The organism is Diaphorobacter sp. HDW4B, assembly GCF_011305535.1.
GTDB lineage: Bacteria > Pseudomonadota > Gammaproteobacteria > Burkholderiales > Burkholderiaceae_C > Diaphorobacter_A.
Window position 1 is genome coordinate 4,023,014 of record NZ_CP049905.1, and the last position, 23,702, is coordinate 4,046,715.

At 62.0% G+C, this 23,702-nt stretch carries 17 protein-coding genes; 11 read left to right on the forward strand and 6 right to left on the reverse strand.

Annotated features, from left to right (window positions below; genetic code table 11):
• Nucleotides 1-23 precede the first annotated feature (23 nt).
• Nucleotides 24-698 carry a response regulator transcription factor gene (locus tag G7048_RS18335; RefSeq protein ID WP_166069529.1) on the reverse strand — a complete coding sequence of 225 codons (675 nt, stop codon included), beginning with the start codon at nucleotides 696-698 and terminating at the stop codon, nucleotides 24-26.
• Nucleotides 695-2,098, reverse strand: a complete 1,404-nt coding sequence (locus tag G7048_RS18340) for a cache domain-containing protein (RefSeq protein ID WP_240933027.1) — start codon at nucleotides 2,096-2,098, stop codon at nucleotides 695-697. Before G7048_RS18340 ends, G7048_RS18335 begins: the two co-directional genes overlap by 4 nt.
• A gap of 528 nt (nucleotides 2,099-2,626) precedes the next feature.
• On the opposite strand from G7048_RS18340, the gene G7048_RS18345 reads away from it, so the two are divergent.
• The 3 genes from G7048_RS18345 to G7048_RS18355 all read left to right on the forward strand — a co-directional run bounded on the left by G7048_RS18345 (nucleotide 2,627) and on the right by G7048_RS18355 (nucleotide 6,127).
• Nucleotides 2,627-3,094, forward strand: a complete 468-nt coding sequence (locus G7048_RS18345) for a Rid family detoxifying hydrolase (RefSeq protein WP_166069531.1) — start codon at nucleotides 2,627-2,629, stop codon at nucleotides 3,092-3,094.
• Nucleotides 3,095-3,145: 51 nt separating this feature from the next.
• Nucleotides 3,146-4,615 (forward strand): aminotransferase class V-fold PLP-dependent enzyme, encoded by a 1,470-nt coding sequence (locus G7048_RS18350; RefSeq protein ID WP_166069532.1) that lies wholly within the window; start codon nucleotides 3,146-3,148, stop codon nucleotides 4,613-4,615.
• A gap of 150 nt (nucleotides 4,616-4,765) precedes the next feature.
• The gene (locus tag G7048_RS18355; protein ID WP_166069533.1) at nucleotides 4,766-6,127 is read left to right on the forward strand and encodes a glycerate kinase; all 1,362 of its coding nucleotides are present in this window, start codon (nucleotides 4,766-4,768) and stop codon (nucleotides 6,125-6,127) included.
• 123 nt (nucleotides 6,128-6,250) lie between these two features.
• Here G7048_RS18355 and G7048_RS18360 read toward each other — a convergent pair whose 3' ends face one another.
• Nucleotides 6,251-7,276 carry a porin gene (locus tag G7048_RS18360; protein ID WP_166069535.1) on the reverse strand — a complete coding sequence of 342 codons (1,026 nt, stop codon included), beginning with the start codon at nucleotides 7,274-7,276 and terminating at the stop codon, nucleotides 6,251-6,253.
• 269 nt (nucleotides 7,277-7,545) lie between these two features.
• Between G7048_RS18360 and G7048_RS18365 the strand changes: the two genes are divergently transcribed.
• Together G7048_RS18365 and G7048_RS18370 are read left to right on the forward strand one after the other, a co-directional pair.
• Complete coding sequence (locus G7048_RS18365) at nucleotides 7,546-8,169, forward strand: Crp/Fnr family transcriptional regulator (RefSeq protein WP_166069536.1); 624 nt, start codon at nucleotides 7,546-7,548, stop codon at nucleotides 8,167-8,169.
• Between the two features lie 574 nt (nucleotides 8,170-8,743).
• Nucleotides 8,744-10,822 (forward strand): diguanylate cyclase domain-containing protein, encoded by a 2,079-nt coding sequence (locus G7048_RS18370; RefSeq protein ID WP_166069537.1) that lies wholly within the window; start codon nucleotides 8,744-8,746, stop codon nucleotides 10,820-10,822.
• A 21-nt stretch (nucleotides 10,823-10,843) separates the two neighbouring features.
• On the opposite strand, the gene G7048_RS18375 is transcribed toward G7048_RS18370, so the two are convergent.
• From G7048_RS18375 to xdhA, 3 genes are all read right to left on the reverse strand, one after another.
• Nucleotides 10,844-12,049: a multidrug effflux MFS transporter gene (locus tag G7048_RS18375; protein WP_166069538.1), complete on the reverse strand. Its 1,206-nt coding sequence runs from the start codon at nucleotides 12,047-12,049 to the stop codon at nucleotides 10,844-10,846.
• Nucleotides 12,050-12,185: 136 nt separating this feature from the next.
• Nucleotides 12,186-14,504 (reverse strand): xanthine dehydrogenase molybdopterin binding subunit, encoded by a 2,319-nt coding sequence (xdhB, locus tag G7048_RS18380; protein WP_166069539.1) that lies wholly within the window; start codon nucleotides 14,502-14,504, stop codon nucleotides 12,186-12,188.
• Complete coding sequence (xdhA, locus tag G7048_RS18385) at nucleotides 14,501-15,997, reverse strand: xanthine dehydrogenase small subunit (protein WP_166069540.1); 1,497 nt, start codon at nucleotides 15,995-15,997, stop codon at nucleotides 14,501-14,503. Before xdhA ends, xdhB begins: the two co-directional genes overlap by 4 nt.
• 277 nt (nucleotides 15,998-16,274) lie before the next feature.
• On the opposite strand from xdhA, the gene G7048_RS18390 reads away from it, so the two are divergent.
• From G7048_RS18390 to G7048_RS18415, 6 genes are all read left to right on the forward strand, one after another.
• Nucleotides 16,275-17,207, forward strand: a complete 933-nt coding sequence (locus G7048_RS18390) for a LysR family transcriptional regulator (RefSeq protein ID WP_166069541.1) — start codon at nucleotides 16,275-16,277, stop codon at nucleotides 17,205-17,207.
• A 101-nt stretch (nucleotides 17,208-17,308) separates the two neighbouring features.
• On the forward strand, nucleotides 17,309-18,886 hold the full coding sequence (locus G7048_RS18395) for an ABC transporter ATP-binding protein (protein WP_166069542.1): 1,578 nt from the start codon (nucleotides 17,309-17,311) through the stop codon (nucleotides 18,884-18,886).
• On the forward strand, nucleotides 18,873-19,973 hold the full coding sequence (locus tag G7048_RS18400; protein ID WP_166069543.1) for an ABC transporter permease: 1,101 nt from the start codon (nucleotides 18,873-18,875) through the stop codon (nucleotides 19,971-19,973). Before G7048_RS18395 ends, G7048_RS18400 begins: the two co-directional genes overlap by 14 nt.
• Complete coding sequence (locus G7048_RS18405; RefSeq protein WP_166069544.1) at nucleotides 19,973-20,893, forward strand: ABC transporter permease; 921 nt, start codon at nucleotides 19,973-19,975, stop codon at nucleotides 20,891-20,893. The genes G7048_RS18400 and G7048_RS18405 overlap by 1 nt, the downstream gene beginning before the upstream one ends.
• A 57-nt stretch (nucleotides 20,894-20,950) precedes the next feature.
• Entirely contained in the window at nucleotides 20,951-22,093 is a 1,143-nt protein-coding gene (locus G7048_RS18410; RefSeq protein ID WP_166069545.1) for a BMP family ABC transporter substrate-binding protein, read from the forward strand.
• Nucleotides 22,094-22,535: 442 nt separating this feature from the next.
• Entirely contained in the window at nucleotides 22,536-23,693 is a 1,158-nt protein-coding gene (locus tag G7048_RS18415) for a BMP family ABC transporter substrate-binding protein (protein WP_166069546.1), read from the forward strand.
• Nucleotides 23,694-23,702 lie beyond the last annotated feature (9 nt).

Consider the following 23,702-nt stretch of genomic DNA (forward strand, 5'->3'; position numbering starts at 1 on the left):
TACGTCGTCGGCGCGCAAGTCATTCAGGGCTGCGGCTGGAGGTCGGCGTAATCGACGGCATATTTGACGAGTGCGGCACGGCCGTCGATGCGCAGTTTGCGGCGCAGGTGCAGGCGGTGGGTCTCCACCGTGCGGATCGACGAGCCCATGAGCTCGGCAATCTCCTTGTTGGAGCGGCCCTGAGCGAGCAGTTGCAGCACGGTGTTTTCGCGCGGTGTGAGCGTGCGATGGGCGCGCGTGCCGTTGCCATCGCCATTGGTGGCTGCGGGCTGCAGCCATTGCTCCAGACCGGGACTCAGAAACGTGTTTCCCGCGTGGACTCGTTCGATGGCCTGCACGAGTTGCTGCGCGGGCGCGTCCTTGAGGACATAGCCGCTGGCGCCGAGCAGCATCGCGCGCCGTACATATTCCTCTTCCTGATGCATGGACAGCACCAGCACGCGAATCAGCGGATAGCGTTCGCGAAATGTCGCGGTGAGCTGGATGCCGCTGGCTCCCGGCATTCGGATGTCGGTGACCACGATGTCCGGTTGCACTTCTTCAGCGAGCGCGAAGGCTTCATTGGCGCAGCCCGCCTCGGCGACGACGCGGATATGCGGTGTGGCGTCGAGGCGCATTCGCACTCCGTCGCGCACCAGTGGGTGGTCATCGACCAGCAGCACACGAATGGGTAGATGGGGGAGGCGTGCGTTGTTCATGCGGGTGCGTAACTGGAGTCGAATCGGGAATGGGGGAGCGCGGCGTCATCATCGGCTTCGGCATGCAGGGGCAGGGTGGCGAGGATGCCTGTGCCTTGTTTTGTGGCGCTGATCGAGAAGCGGCCTTGCAAGGCTTCAATGCGCTCGCGCATGTTGCGCAGACCAATGCCACGGTTGCCATCGGTAAGCACTCCGTGGATGTCGAAGCCTTGTCCGTTGTCCTGAACGATCAGCGTGACGCTGCGTGGATCGAACTGCAGCCGGATCAGCACCGCGCTGGCATTGGCATGGGTACACGCGTTCTTCACCGCTTCCTGGGCTACGCGGTAGAGCGCGGTGGCGTGCGTGTTGGGGATCGCATGGGCTTCGCCGCACTGCTCGAATTGCACGATGGTCGCGTCACCGCTTTCGCACATCTGTTCGCTCAAAAGCGTCAGCGCAGCGGGCAGGCCCAGATCGTCGAGCAGGGCGGGGCGCAAGCCGTGCGAGACGCGGCGGATTTCCAGCAGGGCATCGTTGAGGCGAGCAAGACCTTGATCCAGCGCCTTGCTGCTGGGAGGCGCCAAGTCCGGGGCTGTCACATGCGGCTGCTGCAACTGTGCCGTTTCGAGCAGGAACTTCGACGACACCAGCATTTGCACCACGCCATCGTGCAGGTCGCGCGCCACGCGGGCGCGCTCTTCCTCCTGCGAATGGACCACGCGCTGCGCCAGTCGCCGGAGCTTGGCGCTGGAGATGCGATGGTCCTTCAGGTTGAGCAGCACGCCGGCTGCGGCAATCGACACCATGCACAGCGCTGCGATCAGATAGATGCGCTGCTGCGTGGCCGCGATGTTGTTCTTGGCGTGCTCGTCGATGCGTGCCAACGTTTCCTGCACATCGTCCAGATACAGGCCGGTGCCGACCACCCAGTTCCAGCCCGGCACCTGCAGCACGTAGCCCAGTTTGGGAGCCAGTATCCGGGAGGATGGTTTGTGCCATTCGTAGCGCACGAGGCCCCCGCCCGACTGGGCCTTGTCGAGGATGAGCCGTGCCTGTGTCTGGCCGCTGGGTGAGTTGGGATCGCACAGATCGACATTGGCAACCGCCATCTGCTCGGGGTTCACAAGCAATTGGCCTTGCTGGTCGTAGAGAAAAAAGTAGCCATCGTCGCCAAATTTCATTCGCGTGATGATGTGGATGGCCTTTTTCCGCAGTTCGTCGTCGCTCGCGTCAGGGGAGTCGGCAATGCGCTCGATGGTGCTGCGCGCCAGTTCCACGTAATGGCGCAGTTCCGTTTCCTTGCTGTGCAGATAGGCCGCTTCGACGAGTTTGCGCTCTTCGTTTGCCAGCGACAGGGTTTGATGGCGCGCGGTGACACCCATGCAGATCAGTGCCACGCCCACAGGAATGGCTGCCATCAATATCAGTTTGAGGCGTAGCTGCATGAATATGGATGTGATTTTGCAAATGTGCAGATCATGGGCCTTTATATCTGCGCGTCAAGCGGCTGATCCCGATATTCAAATGTTGAGTCAATGATTTCCGTTTGTTGAAAACATCGATTATTGGTTGGGTTTTTGTTTCATTGTGTGGGATTTCATGAAAATCAAATGGATGTTTCATGTTTATAAACGGCTTATGCAGCATTGATGTGATGCTCTCAAAAAAGGTGCGTGGCGGGTGTTTTGTTATTGCGGAGCAGTATGTGATGGATTATGTTTTTTGTGTTCTGTTGTATTTGAATTAATGCGTGGTAGTACGCAGATCGATTTGCGTAGTACTGCGTAAGGGAAAAATCAGCACTGAAATCGGATTTGTGTTTCTAGAATTCATTCGTGCGATGGGTCGGTTTGAAATCGAATTGAAAGGCTGATTCAACTGGCTTGTCCGGGTTTTTGTGTCAATGGCATTTTCATTTTGATGATGACTTCAAGAGGAGTTGTGCGATGAACAGAAATACATGTCGTTTCACCATGGTTTTCGGAAGCGTTGCATGCGCTTTGGCGCTCGCGGGCTGCGCGGCTCCCGGGGGAAAGCGGGAGGTGTTGTCTACCAACCAGATCTACCCGGCCATCGGGCCGTATTCGCAGATGGTCTCGCATGGCAGCACGATCTACTTTTCGGGCGTGTTGCCGCTCAATGCGGCGGGCAACGCGGTGGCGGGTGCGACGATCGAGGAGCAGACACGCGCGGTGCTGGACTTCATCGGTGCCAAGCTCAAGAGTCAGGGGCTCGGCTATGAGGATGTGCTTGCGACCACGGTCTACATGAAGGACCTCAACGAGTTCGCCGCCATGAACAAGGTGTATGGCGAGTACTTCAAGTCTGCTGCACCGGCGCGGGCAACCGTGGAGGTGGCCCGTCTGCCGCGTGACGTGAAGATCGAGATTGCCGCCATCGTCGGTCGCCGCTGATCTCCGATCTCTTGTGCATCCGGATTCTTTCCACCTTTCACGGAGGCTCTCATGAACCAAACCATCACTCCATCGGCGGGCGACGTCGAACTCTGCGCGCAGGAAACCCTGGACACCAGTCGCTGGACATCCAAGCGACGCGACTTTCTGCGCATGCTGGGCTATGGCGCAGGCGCGGCGACGCTTGGCCCCATGCTTGCCGCATGCGGCAGCAGCAATGCGCAATCGACTTCGGAGGCGTTGCGCGCGCAGCTTGTGCAGGACGCAGGGTTCTGGAGCGGTGTGCAGGGCATGTTCGTGCTCAATCTGGCCAAGACCTTCATGAACATCGGCACGGCGGGCTCGATGCCGAGCACGGTGCTCGACGTGTTCGCAACGCAGAACCGCGCCAAGGCGGTGGATTGCCTCAACGGCTATTCCAACTTGCTCGATCTGCGCAAGGCGGCTGCGCCGGGTTTCGGCGTCGATGCGGACGAGCTGGCCTTTTCGGCCAATACGTCGTCCGGCATGTGCCACGCCATTCTGGGAATCGACTGGGCGCCGGGTGACGTGGTGGTGACGACCAACCACGAGCATGGAGGAGGCGACACACCGCTCAAGATCGCCACGGATCGCTATGGCATCGAGGTCTCGCGCATCGCCATGCCGGTGGGCAACAACCAGACCGCAGCCACGTATGTGAGCCTGTTCGATGAGCGCATTCGGGCACTCAAGGCGCAGGGCAAGCGCGTGCGCGCGATGATGTGGTCATCTCCCACCTACAAGACCGGCACCATGCTGCCGATCGCCGATCTGATGACGGTGGTGAAGGCGCATCAACTGATCAGCATTGTGGACGGAGCGCACTTGCCGGGGATGATGGCCTACAACTACGGCGATCTGGGTATGGACTTCATGTCCGGTGCCGGTCACAAGTGGCAATGCGGGCCGGGCTCCACGGGCATTCTCATTGTGCGCAACAAGATTCGCGCCTCCAATCCGCTACCGTTGCCCAAGTGGTTTCCGATCCATACGAGCTCGTATTCGCAACTGGAACGCACGACCAATGGAACGGAAACCTATGACATCGCCGCGACCATCACCAGTTGCGGCAGCGTGCACACGCCGATGTTCATGTCGCTGGTGCAGGCCTGCAAGATGTGGGACGAGATCGGGCGCAAGAAGATCGAGACCTATGACATCACGCTCGCTTCCTATTTGAAGGAAAAGGTGGCGGAGCGCTGGGGTGTCGACGCACTGTATTCGCCCAAGGATGATCCGAAGCTGCTCTCGGCACTGACCTCGTTCAATCCGTTCCAGAACAAGGCGGATGTGATGAACAGCCAGAAATCATCAAGTTTCGTGGCGCGTCTGGCGGCGGAGTATCCGCAAGGTTTCGTGATCCGCAATTCCAACTTCCCGGTGATTGGTGCTGCGGCGGAGCACTACGGTGTGCGCGTTTCCACGCACCTGTGGCATGACGCGACTGACGTGGATCTGCTGGTCGAAGCGATGTGGGATCTCTCCAAGAAGATGGCCTGAGATTTCTGTCAGAGCAAGAAACCAAGAATCTCAAGAATCAAGAACCTAATAGAAAGAAAAGGAACCGGCCACATTGCGCGCTGCGGAAAGCCGTGCGCAATGTGGCGGTAGGCTTGGGGTGGGTGAGCCTTCGCTCCGTACAATTTGCGCATGTCTTCACATGCCGCCTCCATCCCCCTGGACGCCGTCGCTGCAGCCGCTGCGCCGGACTTTCGCCGTGATCCTCGCGGCTTTTTGCTTTCGCTGTATGCGGTGGCGGTGCGTCGCGCGCAGCCCTTGCATACTCTGAAAGACTATCTGCCCCAACCGCCGACGGGCCGTACGTTGGTGATCGGCGCGGGCAAGGCGGGCGCTGCAATGGCGCAGGCGGTCGAGGCGCTGTGGCCCGAAGATGCTCCCATGTCGGGGCTGGTGGTCACGCGCTATGGGCATATTCCGGAGCGTCCGCAGGGCTTGAAGCAGCGCATCGAGATTGTGGAGGCTGCGCATCCTGTGCCGGATGCGGCGGGCATGGCGGCTGCGGAGCGGATCTTGCAACTGGTGCAAGGTTTGACGGCGGATGATCTGGTGCTGTGCCTGATCTCTGGCGGTGGTTCGGCTTTGCTGACCTTGCCTGCCGACGGCCTTACGCTGGCCGACAAGCAGGCCATCAACAAGGCATTGCTGGAGAGCGGGGCCAACATTGCCGAGATGAACTGCGTGCGCAAGCATCTTTCGCGCATCAAGGGCGGGCGACTGGCGGCAGCGTGCGCGCCCGCGCAAGTGGTGACGCTCACCATCAGCGACGTGCCGGGCGACGATCCCGCCATCATCGCGAGCGGCCCGACAGTGCCGGATGCAACGACTTGCGCCGATGCGCTGGCGATTCTCAAGCGCTACCGGATTTCTGTGCCAGCCTCGGTGATGGCGCAACTGGAGCGCGGCGAGCTGGAAACGCCCAAGCCCGGCGATGCGGTGTTTGCCGGGCAGACCGTGCATCTCATCGCCACGCCGCAGCAGTCGCTTGTTGCCGCTGCCGAGGCCGCGCGTGCTGCAGGTCTGTCCGCGCATGTTCTGAGCGATGAGATCGAGGGCGAGTCACGTGAGGTCGGGCGCGTGCATGCGGCCTTGGCCCGAGCCGCCGCCAAGCATGGCGAGCCGTTTGCAAGGCCTTGCGTGATTCTGAGCGGTGGCGAGACCACGGTGACGATTCGCCCGCAACCCGCAGGCACGCCCAAGGGTCGGGGCGGTCGGGCGGGGGAATTCTGCTTGGGACTCGCGCAGGCGCTGCAATCGCAATCCGATGTGTGGGCGCTGGCGGCCGACACCGATGGCATCGACGGCGTGGAGGACAACGCGGGCGCTTTCGTCACGCCGGACAGTTTGTCTCGCGCGGAAGCGGCCGGTCGCAAGGTGGCCGATGCGCTCGATCGCAACGACGCTTATGGCTATTTCGAGGCCATCGGCGACCTGCTGGTGACCGGGCCGACCAACACCAACGTCAACGACTTCCGCGCCTTGCTGGTGCTCTGAGAACAGGTTCTGAAAGCACAACGCGCGCAACCTTTGGAAGGTTTGCGCGCGCTGGTCTTGGAGGTCTTCATGCTCAGGCGGCCACTCGCAACGGCCACCTGATCATGTCAGGCCGGAGCCCGATCAGAAACGGTGGCGAATGCCCACGCCGAAGCTGGTGCCGGAGTTGTAGTTCGTGACCTTGTCGTTCATGACCATGCCGTACACGTCGGTGCGCTTGGACAGGTTGTAGTCGTAGCCCACGGTCAGCGTCTTGCGGTTGGCATCGGCACCGGACAACTTGGTCTTGGCCCACGAGCCGACCAACGCGCCGCCGCCCAGTGGCACGGATGCGCCCACTTGCAGAGTCTTGGCGGTGATGTCGGTGTTGTCGGCTTCGGACTGGCCGTACGACAGGTAAGGCTTGACCATCTTCAGGTCATACGCGCCACCCAGCATCCAGGCGGTCTTGGTCGTGCCGAGGTAGTCGCCCGAGCCTGGGTTGCCGATCTGGGCACGCTCGTAGAAACCGGTCAGGGTCAGAGGGCCGCCGAAGTAGAAGAAGTTGCCGCCGACGTTGCGCTTGTTCTTGTTGTCGCCCGTCTTTTCACCGAATTGGTACTGCAGATTGGCTTTGAAACCGCCGATATCAGGTGTGCTGTAGACCAGTTGGTTGCTCCAGCCGGTGTCGGCGGGAGTGGTCGCGCCCCAGCCCGTTCCGTTGAACAGCGGCACGTTCATGTGCACGATCAGCGGAGCGAAGGTGAACGAGTCGCCCATCGGGTTGGCGATCACAGAAGGCAGGAAGTTCGGCGCCATCCAGCGACCGAGCATCACGGAGCCGAAGCCGCCGGACAGGCTGACGTTGGCGTCGCGCGAGAAGAAGGTGTCACCGGTGAAGCGGCCTTGCGTGCCGGCATCGGTCTGCAGGAACGAGGTCAACTGGAAGTTGGCCTTGAGACCGCCGCCCAGGTCTTCTGAACCTGTGAAGCCGAACCACGAGGTGGTCATGCCGCCGCTGTTCACGACGCTGGTACGGTTGGCATCACCGGCCATTTTCATGGAGCCGACGTAGATGTCGCTGGTACCGGACAGAGTCACGGAACTTTGGGCGAATGCACCTGTGGTGCAGAGGGCAGCGGCCGCAAAGGCCAGCATGTTTTTTTTCATGAATTCTCCTGCTGATGAAAAGAGGCCGCCAAGTGGGGTGGCGGGTGTCGATGGGCCCGTCATCGGAACTCCCCATAAATGACGAATTTGTGTCGACGGGTAAATTGTCGAAAAGCAAACATCGTGCCGCCAGCTTTTTTTTGATTTTTGTCACGAAGTGTTGTTTGAAACGCACCAATTCACTCTGACACCTTCGTTGTAAGTTAGGGAACAGGTGTTTTGACTTGTCTCAATGTGGGATGTGAGTGAGGACTGCAAAGTACGGTCCCATGCTCCCATTGTCTTCATCCCATTCTGTTGCTCTGCCCGAAATCGTCCAGGCTGGCCGCGTGCTGCGTGAACGCTCGCAGCGCCCCGACAGCGTGATCTATCTGGACAGCGGTCGGGTGCTTTTCGGACTCCTGGAGTCCGGTCAACTGCGTCACCAGCTCGGCATGGTGGAGGGCCCCATGTGGCTCGACGCCGCGCCCGTGCTCATGGACCAGTCCTATCCGGTGGACATCATTGCCGATACGCAGGTCAACCTGCGCCGCATTCCGCTCGCGGAATTCCACAAGGCCTATGCCGGGCTTTCGCGCGAAACGCAGACCCTGATCCGCGACATGGCCGCAGGTTATGTCCAACAAACCGAACTGGCCGTGAGCCGCCTTGCCCAAGATGCCGAAGCCCGCTGCGCCCAGTGGCTGCTGCGCAATGCCGCGCCCGCCGAGGACGGCAGCCTGCAAGTCACGCTGCAGCAGCGCAAGCGCCTGATCGCCGCCCAACTGGGCATTGCGCCCGAGACTTTCTCACGCGTGCTGCGCCATCTGCGCGAGCATGGCCTGATCGCCGGAACCGGCAACGTGCTGAGCCTGCCGCAGCCTACGGCGCTGCAGAACGTGGCTCGCTGCTGAGGCTTCAAACTGAAGCTTCAAGCTGGCTGGCTCTCCCGAATCGGAAGCGCAAATCGACAGGTTTTCGACAAGCATCGACAAGGTCAGAAACACCGCCCATTGAAAAATGCGCGGTGTTTTTGTTTTGCTTCGTTGAAAGCCCACCGTTCGGAACTTTCCGAATCCCCCGGATCGTGCACGTCGTCCCGGTTGCACCACGCTGACGCGGTGTGTGCACCGTTTTTGCTCCATGTGTTCCGGGTCGTGATCTGTAGGCGCGTTTCGCATCTTGTTGTGCGGCGCATGCCGGGTGGTTGCTGGCCTGCGCAAGCGACTCTCTTTTTGGCGAGGGTTTGAGCATCTTTCCTGCGCGCTGACTGTCCCATGGGCATGGATTGCAGGGGCCAGAGAGTCGCCATGGGCGGGCATAGGGGATTTCTCTGAATCAAGTATTAATCCCAACGGCTGCCGCCGAGCGCACTCGTATATTGGCGTCATTCCGTTGTAAGCCACGTTACCAAGCCGCTATTCGATTCGACATGTTCTGCACAGCCACAGCATCCCGAACCTGCGCTTTTGCGCAAAGGGATCCGTCATGAACAGCACCGCGATCTCCGGGCAGGATGCAGTGATCCATACCGAGCGCGGGGCTGGGCTGTTCTCGCAACTGCAGTGGCCTGGCCCGCTCGTTCGCCGACTGATGCTGATCGTGCTGTTGGCTGTGGCGCTTGCGGGAACGGTGACGGCCTGGGTGGTGTCGCGTGCTTCCGGGGAAGAAGTGGCGGGGCGGCTCGTGCAGCAGCAGACCGACGAGGTCGAACTGGTGGCGCGGCTTCTGGCCAGCAAGATCGAGCAGAGCCAGAAGGTGCTGGGCACGCTGGCAGATGGCATCACGCCGCAGATGCTGCAGTCGCCTTCGCTGCTGGAGTGGGTGTTGCAGCAAGGACTTCCGGCTTTGCGATTCTTTGACGCGATGGAAATTGCGCGCAGCGACGGGCGCTTGATTCTGAATCTGCAGAACGGCAAGCAGGAACCCGCCTCCAGCGTCGATACGGACGAGCGCGACATTCTTCTGCGCACCATGGTGCAGGGCAAACCGCTGGTGTCGGGTGTGATCGGCGACCGGCCCAGCGCCGCGCGCATCATGCTCACGCTGCCGCTGGTCAACGACGAGGGCAAGGTGCTGGGCGTGGTCGGTGGCGTGCTGCGCCTGCAATCACAGGGATTGCTGCCGCACTCGCTGGCGCTGCCGGGGCGCGACGATTCGCGGCTGATCGTGTTCACTTCGGATGGCGTGATCCTCTCGCACCCGCAGCTCGAACGCGTGATGGGCAACATCAAGACGGAGCCCGGCGCAGGGCAGGTCTATACGCAATGGCGCTCGGAACTCAAACCGATTTCGACCGGACGCGGAGAAACCACGAAGGTCAACGACCACCTGGTCAGCATGGCGGGCGTGCCCATGCCCGAATGGTGGGTGGCGCGGGTGACCGATTCGCAGGCGCTGATGGCACCGCTGCATGGTGCGCAGCGCCGCGCCTGGTGGTTCGCTGCGGCCAGTCTGCTGTTGGTGGGTTTGATGGCGGTGGTCGCCATGGCCTGGGTGGCCTTGCCGCTGACGCGTCTGCACCGCCGCGCGCAAGGCATTTTGCTGAACGACAACTCGGTCGAAGATGCCGCCTCGGCGTTTGCCGAATCCGAACTGCTGGCCGACGCGCTCGATCATCTGGAAGCCCAGCAGCAGCATCACGGACATCAGGCGGAGTTCTCGCGACTGCAGTTGCAGGGCATTCTGGAGCAGGCACCCATCGGCATCGTCATCACGCGCAACGACATGCTGGAGCTGCTCAGCCAGCAAGCCAGCCTGATGCTGGGCTATTCGCGTGCCGAGTTGGAAGGTCAGTCCGTGCGGCAGCTGTTTGCCGACGATCTGCAGTTTGATGAGCTGGCGCGTCAGATGCGCGAAGGCGCGGCGGCGCGCGGCGGTTATGAAGGCGAATTCGAACTGCGCCGCAAGGACGGAAGCCAGCTCTGGGCGCGCGTGGTCGGGCGCATGGCGCTGGACCGAAAATCCGCCATGGCGGCGGTCTGGGTGCTGGAGGACATCACCATGGCGCGCGATGAGCGGCGCAAGCCCATGTGGGCGAATTCGCATGACCTGCTGACCAATCTGCCCAATCGCACCGCGTTTCTGGAGCGCGTGCGCTCGCTGCTGACGCACAAGGCGGAGCGGGGCGCAGGCAACCCTCACAGCGACATCGTGCTGCTGCACCTCGACCTTGATCACTTCACTTTGGTCAACGACCACTTGGGGCATGAAGCAGGCGACATGCTGCTGCGCCAGTTCGCCAGTCTGCTCGATGAACTGGTGCGGCATGTCGGCTGGGTGGCGCGGCTGGGGGGCGACGAGTTCGCGGTGGTGCTTCCCAACTGCACGGCCGAACGCGCCGAACTGATCGCCGAGCATGTGCGCGCATCCATCGAAGAATGGGAGTTCGCCTACGACGGGCAGACCTCGATGACCACCGTGAGCATCGGTATCGTCGTTGCGCCGTGCGATCTGGAAGACGTCACGCCGTGGCTGCGCGCAGCCGACATGGCGTGCTACTACGCCAAGCGCGCGGGCCGCAATCGCATCATGGTGCGTGAGGTGGTGGACAAGGCGGCGGCCTGACCACCTGTCTCTGTGTCCATGTCAGTGCTTTGCCAGATGCGTGCTGTGGCTGAGCGTGATCCATGTGAGCAGCACGCCCGTGAGCGCACCGGCAGCCATGCCGATCACCATGGGCAGCGGCTTGCCGTTGGAGAACACGCCCACCACCTGCATGGCGATGGCTCCCGTCAGCATCTGCAGCGTGCCCAGCAGGGCCGAGGCCGTGCCAGCGATCTCGCCGTGGTCATCGAGCGCGAGCACCGAAGTCGTCGGAATCACCAGACCCATCAGGGCGCTCGCGACGAAGTACAGCGCGATCAGCACGAACAGGTTGTCGCCGCCGAGCAGGTAGTAGGCCAGCAGACTGCACATCACCACGCCGCAGGCTGATGCCGCGATCTTGACGATGGGAACCAGTCCGAAACGCTTGCCCAGCGGCCCGGTGAACTGCGCGGCACCGATGAAGGCAATCGCGTTCAAGGCAAACGCCAGGCTGTACTGCGTGGTCGACAGTCCGTAGTGGTTGATCAGCACGAACGGCGAACCGGCCAGATAGACGAAGAAGCCCGCCATCGCCGTCGCGCCGATGAACACGAGGCCGAGGTAATGCCACTCGCGCAGCAAAAACGCATAGGCCTTGAGCACGTCGCCGATGTTGCTGTCGCGGCGCGCGGCGGCATCGCGGGTCTCGGGCAGGCCACGCACCATGGCTGCCAGACCCAGAACGGCGGCGAGCGTGACGACCCAGAACACCAGTCGCCAGCCACCGATCGCGATCACGCCACTGCCCGCCAGCGGCGCGAGAATCGGCGACACGCTGAACACCAGCATCAGCAGCGACATCATGCGAGCAGCCTCGTGACCCGTGTGCAGATCACGCACCACGGCGCGTGGCACGACCATGCCTGCGGCCGCGCCCAGACCTTGCACAAAGCGCAGCGTGACCAGCGTATGAATGTCCTGCGCGAGCGCGCAACCGATGCTCGCGACGATGAAGATCGCCAGACCCAGATACAGCGGCTTCTTGCGGCCCCACATGTCGGAGAGCGAACCGAACAGCGGCTGACCCACGCCCAGCGCGATGAAAAAAGCCGTGAGGCTGGCCTGCACAGCACCCACGGGCGCATCCAGGCTGGCGCCGATCTGCGGCAGCGCGGGCAAATACATGTCGATGGCGAAGGGACCGATGGCCGAGAGCAGGCCGAGGATCACCACCATGCGAAGAGAAACGGAAGACGTTGAAGACATAGGAGCGCGATTGTCGCGGATTGCGACATGTGGTGCGTGCGTCAATGCAGCGAAATCAGCGAAATCGCGGGGCATTCCGCAGCGATGTTCCGCTCGCTCACCCAATGGATGCGTTCATCGGGTGAGCGGTCACATCTCAGACGATTCGCTTCAATGCGCGCAGCACATTCTCGGCAGTTGCCGGTGCTGTCAGCACCACGGGCTCGCTCGCATCGACATCTCGCGCAGCCGCCACGGCGTTGCGCAGCGCCTCGTACACGCTGATCGCCAGCATGAAGGGCGGCTCGCCCACCGCCTTGCTGCCGCCCACGTTGTCTTCGCGGTTGGCTTCATGCCAGAAGTCGACCTTGAGGTGCTCTGGAACGTCGCCCGTGGCCGGAATCTTGTAGGTGCTCGGCGCGTGCGTGGTGAGCAGGCCCTTGTCGTTCCACACCAGTTGTTCGGTGGTCAGCCAACCCATGCCTTGCACGAAGCCGCCTTCGATCTGCCCGACGTCGATGGCCGGGTTGATGCTGCGGCCCACGTCGTGAAGAATGTCCACGGCCAGCACGCGCGACTCGCCGGTCAGCGTGTCGATGGCGACCTCGGAGCAGGCCGCGCCGTAGGCGAAGTAGTAGAACGGACGGCCCGTGAGCGTGGTCTTGTCGTAGTGGATCTTGGGCGTGCGGTAGAAACCGTCGCTCCACAATTGAATGCGGTTGGCGTAGGCTTCCTTGACGACATCGTTCCAGTCGCGCGAGCGCTTCGGGGTGATGATCTGGCCGCCTGAAAACTCCACGGCACCGGCACCAACCGAGTCGAGACCCGACACGTACGAGGCCAGGTTGTCGCGGATGTTGCGCGCCGCAAACTGTGCTGCGCGGCCATTCAGATCGGTGCCGCTCGATGCCGCCGTGGCACTCGCGTTAGGCACCTTGCTGGTGTCGCTGGCGGTGACGATCACGCGCTCGAACGGAATGCCCAACTCATCGGCCACGATCTGCGCCACCTTGGTGTGCAGGCCCTGTCCCATTTCGGTGCCGCCATGGTTCACCTGCACGCTGCCGTCGGTGTAGACATTGACGAGCGCACCCGCCTGATTGAACAACGTGGCGGTGAAGCTGATGCCGAACTTGACCGGCGTGATCGCCAGACCGCGCTTGATGATGGCGTTGCCCGCGTTCCAGTCGGCCACCGCATGCTGGCGCTTGCGGTAGTTCGACGACTGCTCCAGTTGCGGCAGCAGCGCGTGCAGGATGTTGTCTTCCACCTTCATCTGGTAGTGGGTGACGTTGCGATCGTCCGTGCCGTAGAGATTGCGCATGCGCACGTCAAACGCATCCAGGTTCAGCGCGCGCGCAATGTCGCCGATGATGGCCTCGATGGCGATCACGCCCTGCGGTCCGCCGAAGCCTCGGAATGCGGTGTGGCTCTGCGTGTTGGTCTTGCAGCGGAAGGACGCGATGTCCACGTCTTCCAGAAAATAGGCGTTGTCGCTGTGGAAGACCGCGCGGTCCGCAACGGGGCCGGACAGGTCGGCGCTGAAGCCGCAATTGGCGGCCAACTGCAGCTTCAAACCGGTGATGCGGCCGGTGTCGTCAAAGCCCACGTCATATTCATAGGCGAACGGATGGCGCTTGCCGGTGACCATGAAATCTTCATCACGGTCGAGGCGCAGTTTGACGGGTTTGCCGAGTTTGTTGGCGGCAATCGCGGCCCATACGGCCAGATGCCCGGCCTGTGTTTCCTTGCCGCCAAAGCCGCCACCCATGCGGCGGCATTCGACGCGCACCGCATTGTTTTCCAAGCCCAGCGCATGCGACACCCAGTGCTGCACTTCGCCCGGATGCTGCGTGCTGGAATAGACCCACCACTGCTTTTGTTCGAGCGGCAGCACGTAGGCGATCTGGCCTTCGAGATAGAAATGCTCCTGCCCGCCGACTTCAAAACTGCCTTGCAGACGATGCTTTGCGTTGCCCAGCGCAGCCACCGCATCGCCGCGTCGCACATGGACCGGCGGCAGCACAAAGCTTTTTGCGGCCAGCGCCTCTTGCACTGTCAGCACTGCGGGCAAGGGAGTGATCTGCAGCTTGACCGCACGCGCAGCACGGCGTGCCTGCATGACGGTTTCGGCGACGACGAGGCCGATCACCTGACCGACGAACTGCACGGTGTCGATGGCAAACACCGGCTCGTCATGCGCGAAGGCGGCAAGAATCTTGTCGCCGGGAATGTCCTTGGCGAGCACCACATCGCGCACGCCGGGCATGGCGAGCGCGGCGCTTGCGTCGACGCCTTCGAGCGTGCCGTGCGCGACGTTCGAGAGAATCGGCGCGGCGTACAGCGTGCCCTTGATTTCGGGGATGTCGTCGATGTAGGTGACGGCTCCCGCCACCTGCGCGCGGGCACTTTCATGCGCGTGCGATGTGCCGACTGCGGGCTTGGCGGTTTCGATGTCGGTTGCGCGGGTGTTCATGCCGATGCCTCCAGCGGTTGCAGTGTGGCGAGCGTCGGTTGGCCTTGGCTGCTCGCGGAGGTTTCGAGCCAGAAGCGTTGGAACAATGCGCCCAGCATTTCGCGTCGATAGGCGCTGCTCGCGCGCATGTCGCTGATGGGGTTGAACTCGGCTTGCAGCGACTGGCCCGCCTTCTGCGCAAGCGCTTCATTCCAGGCTTGCCCGACCAAGACCTTTTCCGTTTGAACTGCCCGCGCTGGCGTTGCCGCCACACCGCCCGCGCCAATGCGCGCGTGCTGCACGATGCCCTTGTCGATCTGCAGATGGATGACCAGACACACGGCGGAAATATCGTCGTCGAAGCGCTTGGAAATCTTGTACGCCTCAACGACCTGATTCGGCACCGGCAACGGCACATGAATGGCGGTGAGCAGCTCATCGCCCGCAAGCAGATTCTGGCGGTAGCCGGTATAGAAATCTTCGAGCGCCACGCTGCGTTCGCCGCGCACGCTGGCGAACGTGATGCTGGCACCGAGGGCGATCAGCAGCGGCATCGAGTCGCCGATCGGCGAACCGTTGGCGACGTTGCCGCCCAGCGTTCCCGAGTTGCGCACGGGCATGCCCGCAAAGCGTGTGGCAAAGCGGTGCAGTTGCGGCCAGTGCTGCACCAGCGCATTGAAAGCATCCGTCAGCGAGACGGCTGCACCGATGCTGATCTGCTTGCCATCTGCCGTGATGCGGCGCAGTTCCTCGGCGCGGGTGACGTCCAGAATCTGCGCGTATTGCTTGTGCTGTTTGGTGATCCACAGGCCCACGTCGGTCGTGCCTGCGGCGATCAGTGCGTTGGGATGCGCGGCGCGTGTGGCCAGCAATTCTTTCAGGTTGCTCGGTGCCAAATAACTGGCTGCATCCGCTGTGCTTGCGGCATTCAGCGTGGACAGTTGCTTGAGCAGTTCGGCCTCGTTGACCTGCATGCGCGGCAGCTCGCTCATGCTTTGCGCCGCGTCGAAGATGGGGCGGTAGCCGGTGCAGCGGCACAGGTTGCCCGAGAGTTCTTCCACCGCCAGTTCGCGCGTGATGGTTTGGCCTTTGCAGACATGGTTCTGGTACATGCCGAACATGCTCATCACAAAGCCCGGCGTGCAGAAGCCGCATTGCGAGCCGTGGCAGTTCACCATGGCCTGCTGGGCGGGGTGCAGGTCGGCGTCGTCGGTGCCGGTGGGCTGGATCAGTGGATCGGTGGACAGGTCTTCTGCGGTCCACAGCGCCATGCCGTCGATGGAATGGGCCAGCCGAATGCAGCTGTTGATCGACTGGTAGTGCACGGCTCCTTCGCGCTCGGAACCCAGCACGACGGTGCAGGCACCGCAGTCGCCTTCGCCGCAGCCTTCCTTGGTGCCAGTGCAGCTCAGGTCTTCACGCAGAACTTCCAGCAGCGTGCGGTCGGGCGCGACGCCGTTCAATGTCACGACCTGGCCGCGACGGACAAAGCGCAGGGGGCGGGTGTTGCTCATGGGGTCTTGTCTCTTCAAATTTTTCAAGCAAATGCGCGATGTTCTAAGGGTAAGTGCGGAACATGTCGGTAGATATATGAATGGCGATATACCACCAATGTCTGCAACACTATGAGCGCTTGTGGGGCACAGGTCGACATGCTCCCCAACTTGGCGCAAAACACTGTTCCGGTGCGGGCTCGCATCTTGCTTTCGGTGTTGGCAGAGCTTCAGCATCCGCGCCGCTCCGATCACCACAATATAAGCCAATACATATGGCGTGAATGCGGCTCCACGTATGAGAGAACAATACCTTTTCGACAAGATAGACCTCCATCTCATCAGGGTCCTTCACACCGTGCTGATTGAACGAAGCGTCTCCAAAGCAGCGATCCGTCTGGGCATGCATCAGCCTGCGGTGTCGGCTGCGCTCAAGCGGTTGCGCGACTTGTCGGGCGATCCGCTGTTGGTGCGCTCGGGCGTGAACATGTTGCCCACCGACACGGCGCTGCGCATGGTGGAGCCCGCCGCGAAGATTCTGCGTTCTGCTGAAGCCCTGTTTTCCGATGCGCGCGGCTTTGACCCGCGCACCGCCACGCGCACTTTTCGCGTGATGGCCAATGATTATCTCGACCCGCTTTTTCTGCCGCGCCTCGTCGCCCGCATCAAGGCCGAAGCGCCGCTGTGCCCCATCGAGGTGCTGCCGCTGTCGGCCGACGTGCACTATCAGGCACATCTTGCGCAAGGCGAGGTGGACCTCGTGATCGCCAACTGGCCCAAGCCGCCGGACGATCTGCATCTGGGCCGCTTGTTCTCCGACGAGGTGGTCTGCATGGTCTCGAACGACCATCCCGCTGTGCGCCGGGGCTGGGACAAGGAGGGCTGGCTGACGTCCGAGCATGTCGCGCCGACGCCGACCTATCCCGGCGCGAAAGGCGTGATCGACCTGCAGCTCGACGAAATGGGGCTGACCCGCAACGTCGCCGCCCGCTGCGCGCATTTCAGTCTGATTCCCGACATCGTGGCGTCGAGCCTGCTGGTGCTGACCACCGGGCGGCAGTTCTGCCAGCGCTTCGAGGGCCGGTTGCCGGTCACGCTGTTGCCTTGCCCGGTTCAGTTTCAGCCGCTTCACTATTACCAGCTCTGGCACAGCCGCTCGCACCATTCGGCGGCGGCGGTCTGGCTGCGCAACACGGTTCGGGAAGTGGCGATGTCACTTCGGAAAGCGTAGCAAAGCATGATGAAAACTCGTAGCAGACAGGGCATGCGGGCAGTGCATGGAATGCCTGTTTTGATGCATAACCATTAACAACTAAGAGACAATCTCACCGTATGACTTTGTCCGATCAGAATTTTTCACCCTCAGCTGTGCCACGATTGCAGCTGACGGGTATTACCAAGCGATACCCAGCCGTAGTGGCAAACAATGGGGTATCGCTCACGGTGCTCCCAGGAGAAGTCCACGCTATTCTTGGCGAAAACGGCGCTGGCAAGTCCACGCTCATGAAGATCATCTATGGCGCGGTCAAGCCCGATGAGGGCAGCATCGTCGTCGATGGCAAGCCGGTGCAGATCCGCAATCCGCAGGAAGCGCGGCAGTTCGGCATCGCCATGGTGTTCCAGCATTTCAGCCTGTTCGACACGCTGACCGTGGCCGAAAACGTCTGGCTGGGTCTCGACAAGAGCATTCCGCTGGCCGAGGTGATCAAGCAGGTGGACGCCACGGCGCGTGAATATGGGCTGGATGTCGATCCGCTGCGCCCGGTGCACACGTTGTCCGTGGGCGAAATGCAGCGCGTCGAAATCATCCGCGCCTTGCTGACGAAGCCACGCGTGCTGATTCTCGACGAGCCGACTTCGGTGCTCACACCGCAGGCCGTCGAAAAGCTGTTTGTCGTGCTGCGCCGTCTGGCCAGCGAAGGCTGCTCGATTCTCTACATCAGCCACAAGCTGCACGAAATCCGCTCGCTGTGCACGGCCTGCACGGTGCTGCGCGGCGGCGTGGTGACGGGCGTGTGCAATCCGTCGCAGGAGACCAATGCATCGCTGTCGCGCATGATGATCGGCTCGGAGCCGCCCAAGCTCGAACACCGTCAGCCCAACGTCGGCCCCGTCGTGCTCAAGGTGCAGAAACTCAGCTTGCCGCGTCTCGATCAGTTCGGTATCGACTTGCAAGGCATCGACTTTCAGGTGCGTGAAGGCGAGGTGGTGGGCATTGCCGGTGTGTCCGGCAACGGCCAGCGCGAGCTGCTGTATGCGCTGTCGGGCGAGGACACGCGCGCCGAGCCTGCGATGGTGCAGGTCTCGGGCAAGGACGCGGGCCGCATGGGGCCTGCCAAGCGCCGCGCGCTGGGCTTGCATTTCGTGCCGGAAGAGCGCCTCGGTCGCGGCGCCGTGCCGAGCATGAGTCTCGCGCACAACCTGCTGCTCACGCGCAAGACGGCGCTGGGCAAGGGCGGCTGGATCCACATGGGCAAACTGCAGCATCAGGCGCGCGACATCATCGCGCGCTTCAACGTGAAGGCGGGTGGTCCGCAATCGGCGGCGCAGTCGCTGTCGGGCGGCAATCTGCAGAAATTCATCGTGGGCCGCGAGATCGATGCGCAGCCCAGTCTGCTGATCATCTCGCAACCCACCTGGGGTGTGGACGTGGGTGCTGCGGCGCAGATCCACGGCGAGATTTTGGCATTGAGAGACGCTGGTTGCGCCGTGCTGGTGCTCAGCGAGGAGTTGGACGAATTGTTTGAAATCTGCGACCGCCTGCATGTGGTGGCCAAGGGGCAGTTGTCGCCGTCGATCCCGCGTGCGGAGGCGACCGTGCAGCTGATCGGTGAATGGATGAGCGGTCTGTGGGATGGCAGCTCGAATGCCAATGCTGCCAAGGTGGGAGGCGCGCATGTTCAAGCTTGAGCAACGTCCTCAGCCGTCCAAGCACTGGACTTATGGCTCGCCGATTCTGGCGCTGGCGATCACCGTGGTCATCGGCGTGTGCCTGTTCGCGCTGCTGGGCAAGGACCCGGTGCGCGGCCTGCAGGCTTTCTTCTGGGAGCCGATCAAGTCGGGTTACGCGCTTGGTGAACTCACCATGAAGGCCACGCCGCTGCTGCTGATCGCGCTGGGGCTGGCCGTGTGCTTTCGCTCCAATGTGTGGAACATCGGCGCGGAAGGGCAGTTCGTCATTGGTGCCGTCGCCGCTGGCGGCATGGCGCTGCTGGCAGAAAAGACCACCGGCCCGTGGATTGTTCCGGCGATTCTGATCGCGGGCATGCTGGGCGGCATGGCGTGGGCGGGCATCGTGGCGCTGCTGCGCGACAAGTTCAACGCCAACGAAATCCTGGTCAGCCTGATGCTGGTGTATGTCGCCACGCTGTTTCTCGGCTATCTGGTCTACGGTCCGTGGAAGGACCCGATGGGCTACAACTTCCCGCAGACCAAGGCGTTCGAGCGCGTCACGCAGATCCCCAAACTCGTGCAGGGCATGCGCATGAACATCGGCGTGATCATCGCGCTGGTGGGCGCGGCGTTGCTGTGGGTTTTTCTGTTCCGCACCAAGGCGGGCTTTGCGCTGCAAGTCGGCGGCATCGCTCCTGCGGCGGCGCGCTATGCGGGCTTTTCATCGCGCCGCGCGCTGTGGACGGCGCTGCTGATCTCGGGCGCTGCGGCCGGTCTGGCGGGGGCGCTGGAGGTGGCCGGGCCGCTGGGCCAACTCACGCCCTATGTGCCTGCGGGCTACGGTTTCGCCGCGATCATCGTGGCCTTTGTGGGCCGACTGCATCCGGTCGGCATGATTTTTTCCGCGATCCTGATGAGCATGTTCTATATCGGCGGTGAACTCGCGCAGTCACGTCTGGGCCTGCCCAAGTCGCTGACGGGCGTGTTCCAGGGCCTGCTGCTGTTCACGCTGCTGGCGTGCGACACGCTGGTCGCCTACCGCATTCGCTGGGTTTCGTCCGGCACCAAGGCACCTGCCGTTGCCGCCGTGAAGGGAGGCCAGTGATGGAGTCGTATGCATTGCTGCTGGGCTCCACGCTCAGCGCCGGAACCGTGCTGGCGCTGGCCGCGCTGGGTTTGTTGATCAACGAAAAAGCGGGCATCGTCAACCTCGGCGCGGAAGGCATGATGCTGTGCGCGGCCATCGCCGGTTTTGCCACCGTGGTCCACACCGGCAACACCTGGGTCGGCTTTGGCGCGGGCATGCTGGTGGGCGCGATGCTCGCGGGCCTGTTCGGTCTGCTGGTGATCTGGCTGAACACCAACCAATATGCGACGGGGCTTGCGCTCTCGCTGTTCGGTACGGGCTTCTCGGCCTTCATCGGTCTGAACTATGTGCAGGCGCGCCTGCCCGAACTGCCCAAGTACGCCATCCCCGGTCTGTCGGATCTGCCGGTGGTCGGCCCCGCGCTGTTCACGCTGCATCCCATCGTCTATCTCACCATCGTGCTGGTGATCGCGATGATCTGGTTCCTGTACCGCACGCGCGCTGGCCTCGTGCTGCGCGCGGTGGGCGAATCGCCCAGCTCCGCGCACGCGCTGGGCTACCCGGTGCGCCGCATCCGCCTGATGGCCGTGATGTTCGGCGGTGCGATGTGCGGCCTGGCCGGTGCCTATATCTCGACCGTGTACACGCCGCTGTGGGTCGAAGGCATGGTTTCCGGTCGCGGCTGGATTGCGCTGGCGCTCACCACGTTCGCCACATGGCGTCCAGCGCGCGTGCTGCTGGGAGCCTATCTGTTCGGTGGCGTCACCATGCTGCAGTTCCACTTTCAGGCGACGGGCATTCAGGTGCCAAGCCAGGTGCTGTCGATGCTGCCGTATCTGGCCACCATCGTGGTGCTGGTGCTGATCTCGCGGAACCCGACATGGATTCGCGCGAACATGCCCGCATCGCTGGGCAAGCCGTTCTATCCGGGGTCATAAGCCAAGTACTACAACGCATCCCATTTTTCATCGTTTTCAAATTCAAAGGATTCCCTCATGCGTAATGCGAGCAAGCGTGCTCTGATCAAGATGATTGGCCTGTCGGCCGTTTCCGTGGCGGTGCTGAGCGCCTGTGGCAAGAAGGAAGAGGCACCAGCGCCCGCACCTGCCGCAGCCGCTGCACCTGCTGCCGACAAGCTGAAGATCGGCTTCATGTACGTGAGCCCCATTGGCGATGGCGGCTGGACTTTCCAGCACGAGTTGGGCCGCAAGGCGATCCAGGAAAAGTTCGGCGACAAGATCGAGACCTCGATGGTCGAGAGCGTGCCCGAATCGGCTGACGCCGAGCGCGTGATGCGCGACATGATCGGCCAGGGCAACAAGCTGGTCTTCGCCACCAGCTTCGGTTATCAGGAGTTCGTGCAGAAGGTCGCTGCCGACGTGAAGGACGTGAACTTCGAACACGCCACCGGCTACAAGACCGCCGAGAATGTGGCCGTGTACGACACCAAGACGTTTGAAGGTGCTTACCTCGCCGGTATCGTTGCCGGTGCGATGACCAAGACCAAGACCGTCGGCGTGGTCGCCTCGGTGCCAATCCCCGAAGTGGTGCGCAACATCAACAGCTTCGTGCTCGGCGCGCAAAGCGTGGACCCATCGATCAAGGCCAAGGTCGTGTGGGTGAACGAATGGTTCGCACCACCGAAGGAATCCGAAGCCGCCACCAGCCTGATCAACGGCGGTGTGGACGTGATGTACCAGAACACCAACTCGCCCGCCGTGCTCAAGACCGCCGAAGAGCGCGGCGCACGTGCGTTCGGCAAGGACGGCGACATGAGCGCGTTCGCACCCAAGGCGCACCTGGGCTCTGCCGTGATCGACTGGGCTCCGTACTACTCCAAGGTGGTGGAAGACAAGCTGGCCGGCAAGTGGCAGACCGGCAACTTCTGGTGGGGCGTGAAGGAAGGCGCGATCGACCTGAAGAAGATCGCTGACGACGTGCCACAAGAAATCAAGGACAAGGTCGAGAAAGCGCGTGCCGGTATGAAGGACGGCAGCTTCGCAGTCTGGACCGGCCCGATCAAGGACAACGCTGGCAAGGAAGTGCTGGCGACGGGCACCGTGGCGGATGATGCCTTCCTTCGCGGCATCAACTTCTACGTGAACGGTATCGAAGGCACCGTGCCCGGCGCGAAGTAATTCCTGACTCTGCTCTCCTTTCTTTTTGAGGGGAGAGTCATTGTGTTTTCTACGAAGCCTGTTCGGCTTCGAATGGTTGGTCGTTTGGAGGTGCCAACAAGGCCCTTGATACTTTGTTGCGAAGCCTTGCCGTATACGAATACTGTCTGCGGCTTCGCGTCGCGTCTCAAGGGCCTTCTTGGCATTGTGGTGGTCGATCGTAGGCTCGCTCCGCTTCGGAGGCCCGCTCCGGCAGAGTGGGGCTTGGTTGCGTTGCCTATGTTCATGTTCATGTAAACAACAGGGCAGTCAAAAAACTGTCTTCTCCCGCTACCTTGGCTCGATTTGTGCATATATTTGCAACACGCCTGAAACATTGACTTGGCTCATGGCTGTTTCGCATTGCTTTCTGGATTCATTGGTTTTTAGCGCTCTCCCACTATTCAACAGAGGAATCACCACAATGACTGATCTTCAAAAACGTTCTCTCATCAAGGTTGCTGCGCTGTCCGCAGTGGCCGCTGCGGCCATGGTTGGTTGCGGCAAGAAGGAAGAGGCTCCGGCGCCTGCTCCCGCGCCAGCACCGGCTGCTGCCGCTCCGGCTCCGGCACCCGAGCCGCTGAAGATTGCGTTCGCATACGTCGGCCCGGTCGGTGACGGTGGCTACACCTTCGCGCACGACGGTGGCCGCAAGGCGCTGGAAAAGGAATTCGGCGACAAGATCAAGACCACCTATGTGGAAAGCGTGCCAGAAGGTGCCGACGCCGAGCGCGTGCTGCGCGACATGGCCACGCAAGGCAACAAGCTGATCTTCGGCACGACTTTCGGCTACATGGACATCATCCAGAAGCTGGCCCCCGAATTCCCCGATGTGAAGTGGGAACACGCCACCGGCTACAAGAGCGGCCCGAACTCGGCCACTTACGACTTCCGCACGTATGAAGGCGCCTATCTGGCCGGCATCATCGCGGGCGCGATGACCAAGTCCAACACGCTGGGCGTGGTCGGCTCGGTGCCGATCCCTGAAGTGCTGCGCAACATCAACAGCTTCACGCTGGGCGCGCAATCGATGAACCCCAAGATCAAGACCAAGGTGGTCTGGGTGAACGAGTGGTTTGCACCGCCAAAGGAAACCGAAGCCGCCACGTCGCTGATCAACGGTGGTGCCGACATTCTGTTCCAGAACACCGACTCGGCCGCCGTGCTGAAGACCGCCGAAGAAAAGGGCAAGCGCGCCTTCGGTTGGGATTCCGACATGACTGCCTACGGCCCCAAGGCTCACCTGGGCTCGGCCATCTTCAATCCGGCTGGCTACTACATCAAGACCACCAAGGACGCACTGGAAGGCAAGTGGGCCACCCAGCAATCGTGGTGGGGCGTGAAGGAAGGCGCGATCGACATGGTCTCCATGGCCGAAGACGTGCCAGCCGAAGTCAAGGCCAAGGTCGAAGAAGTGAAGAAGGGCCTGGCCGACGGCTCCTTCAGCATCTGGAAGGGCCCGATCGCAGGTCAGGACGGCAAGGAACTGATCGCAGCCGGCACCGTGGCTGACGACGCCTTCCTGAAGGGCGTGAACTTCTACGTCAAGGGTGTGGAAGGCAAGGTGCCAGGCGGCAAGTGATTCTGACTG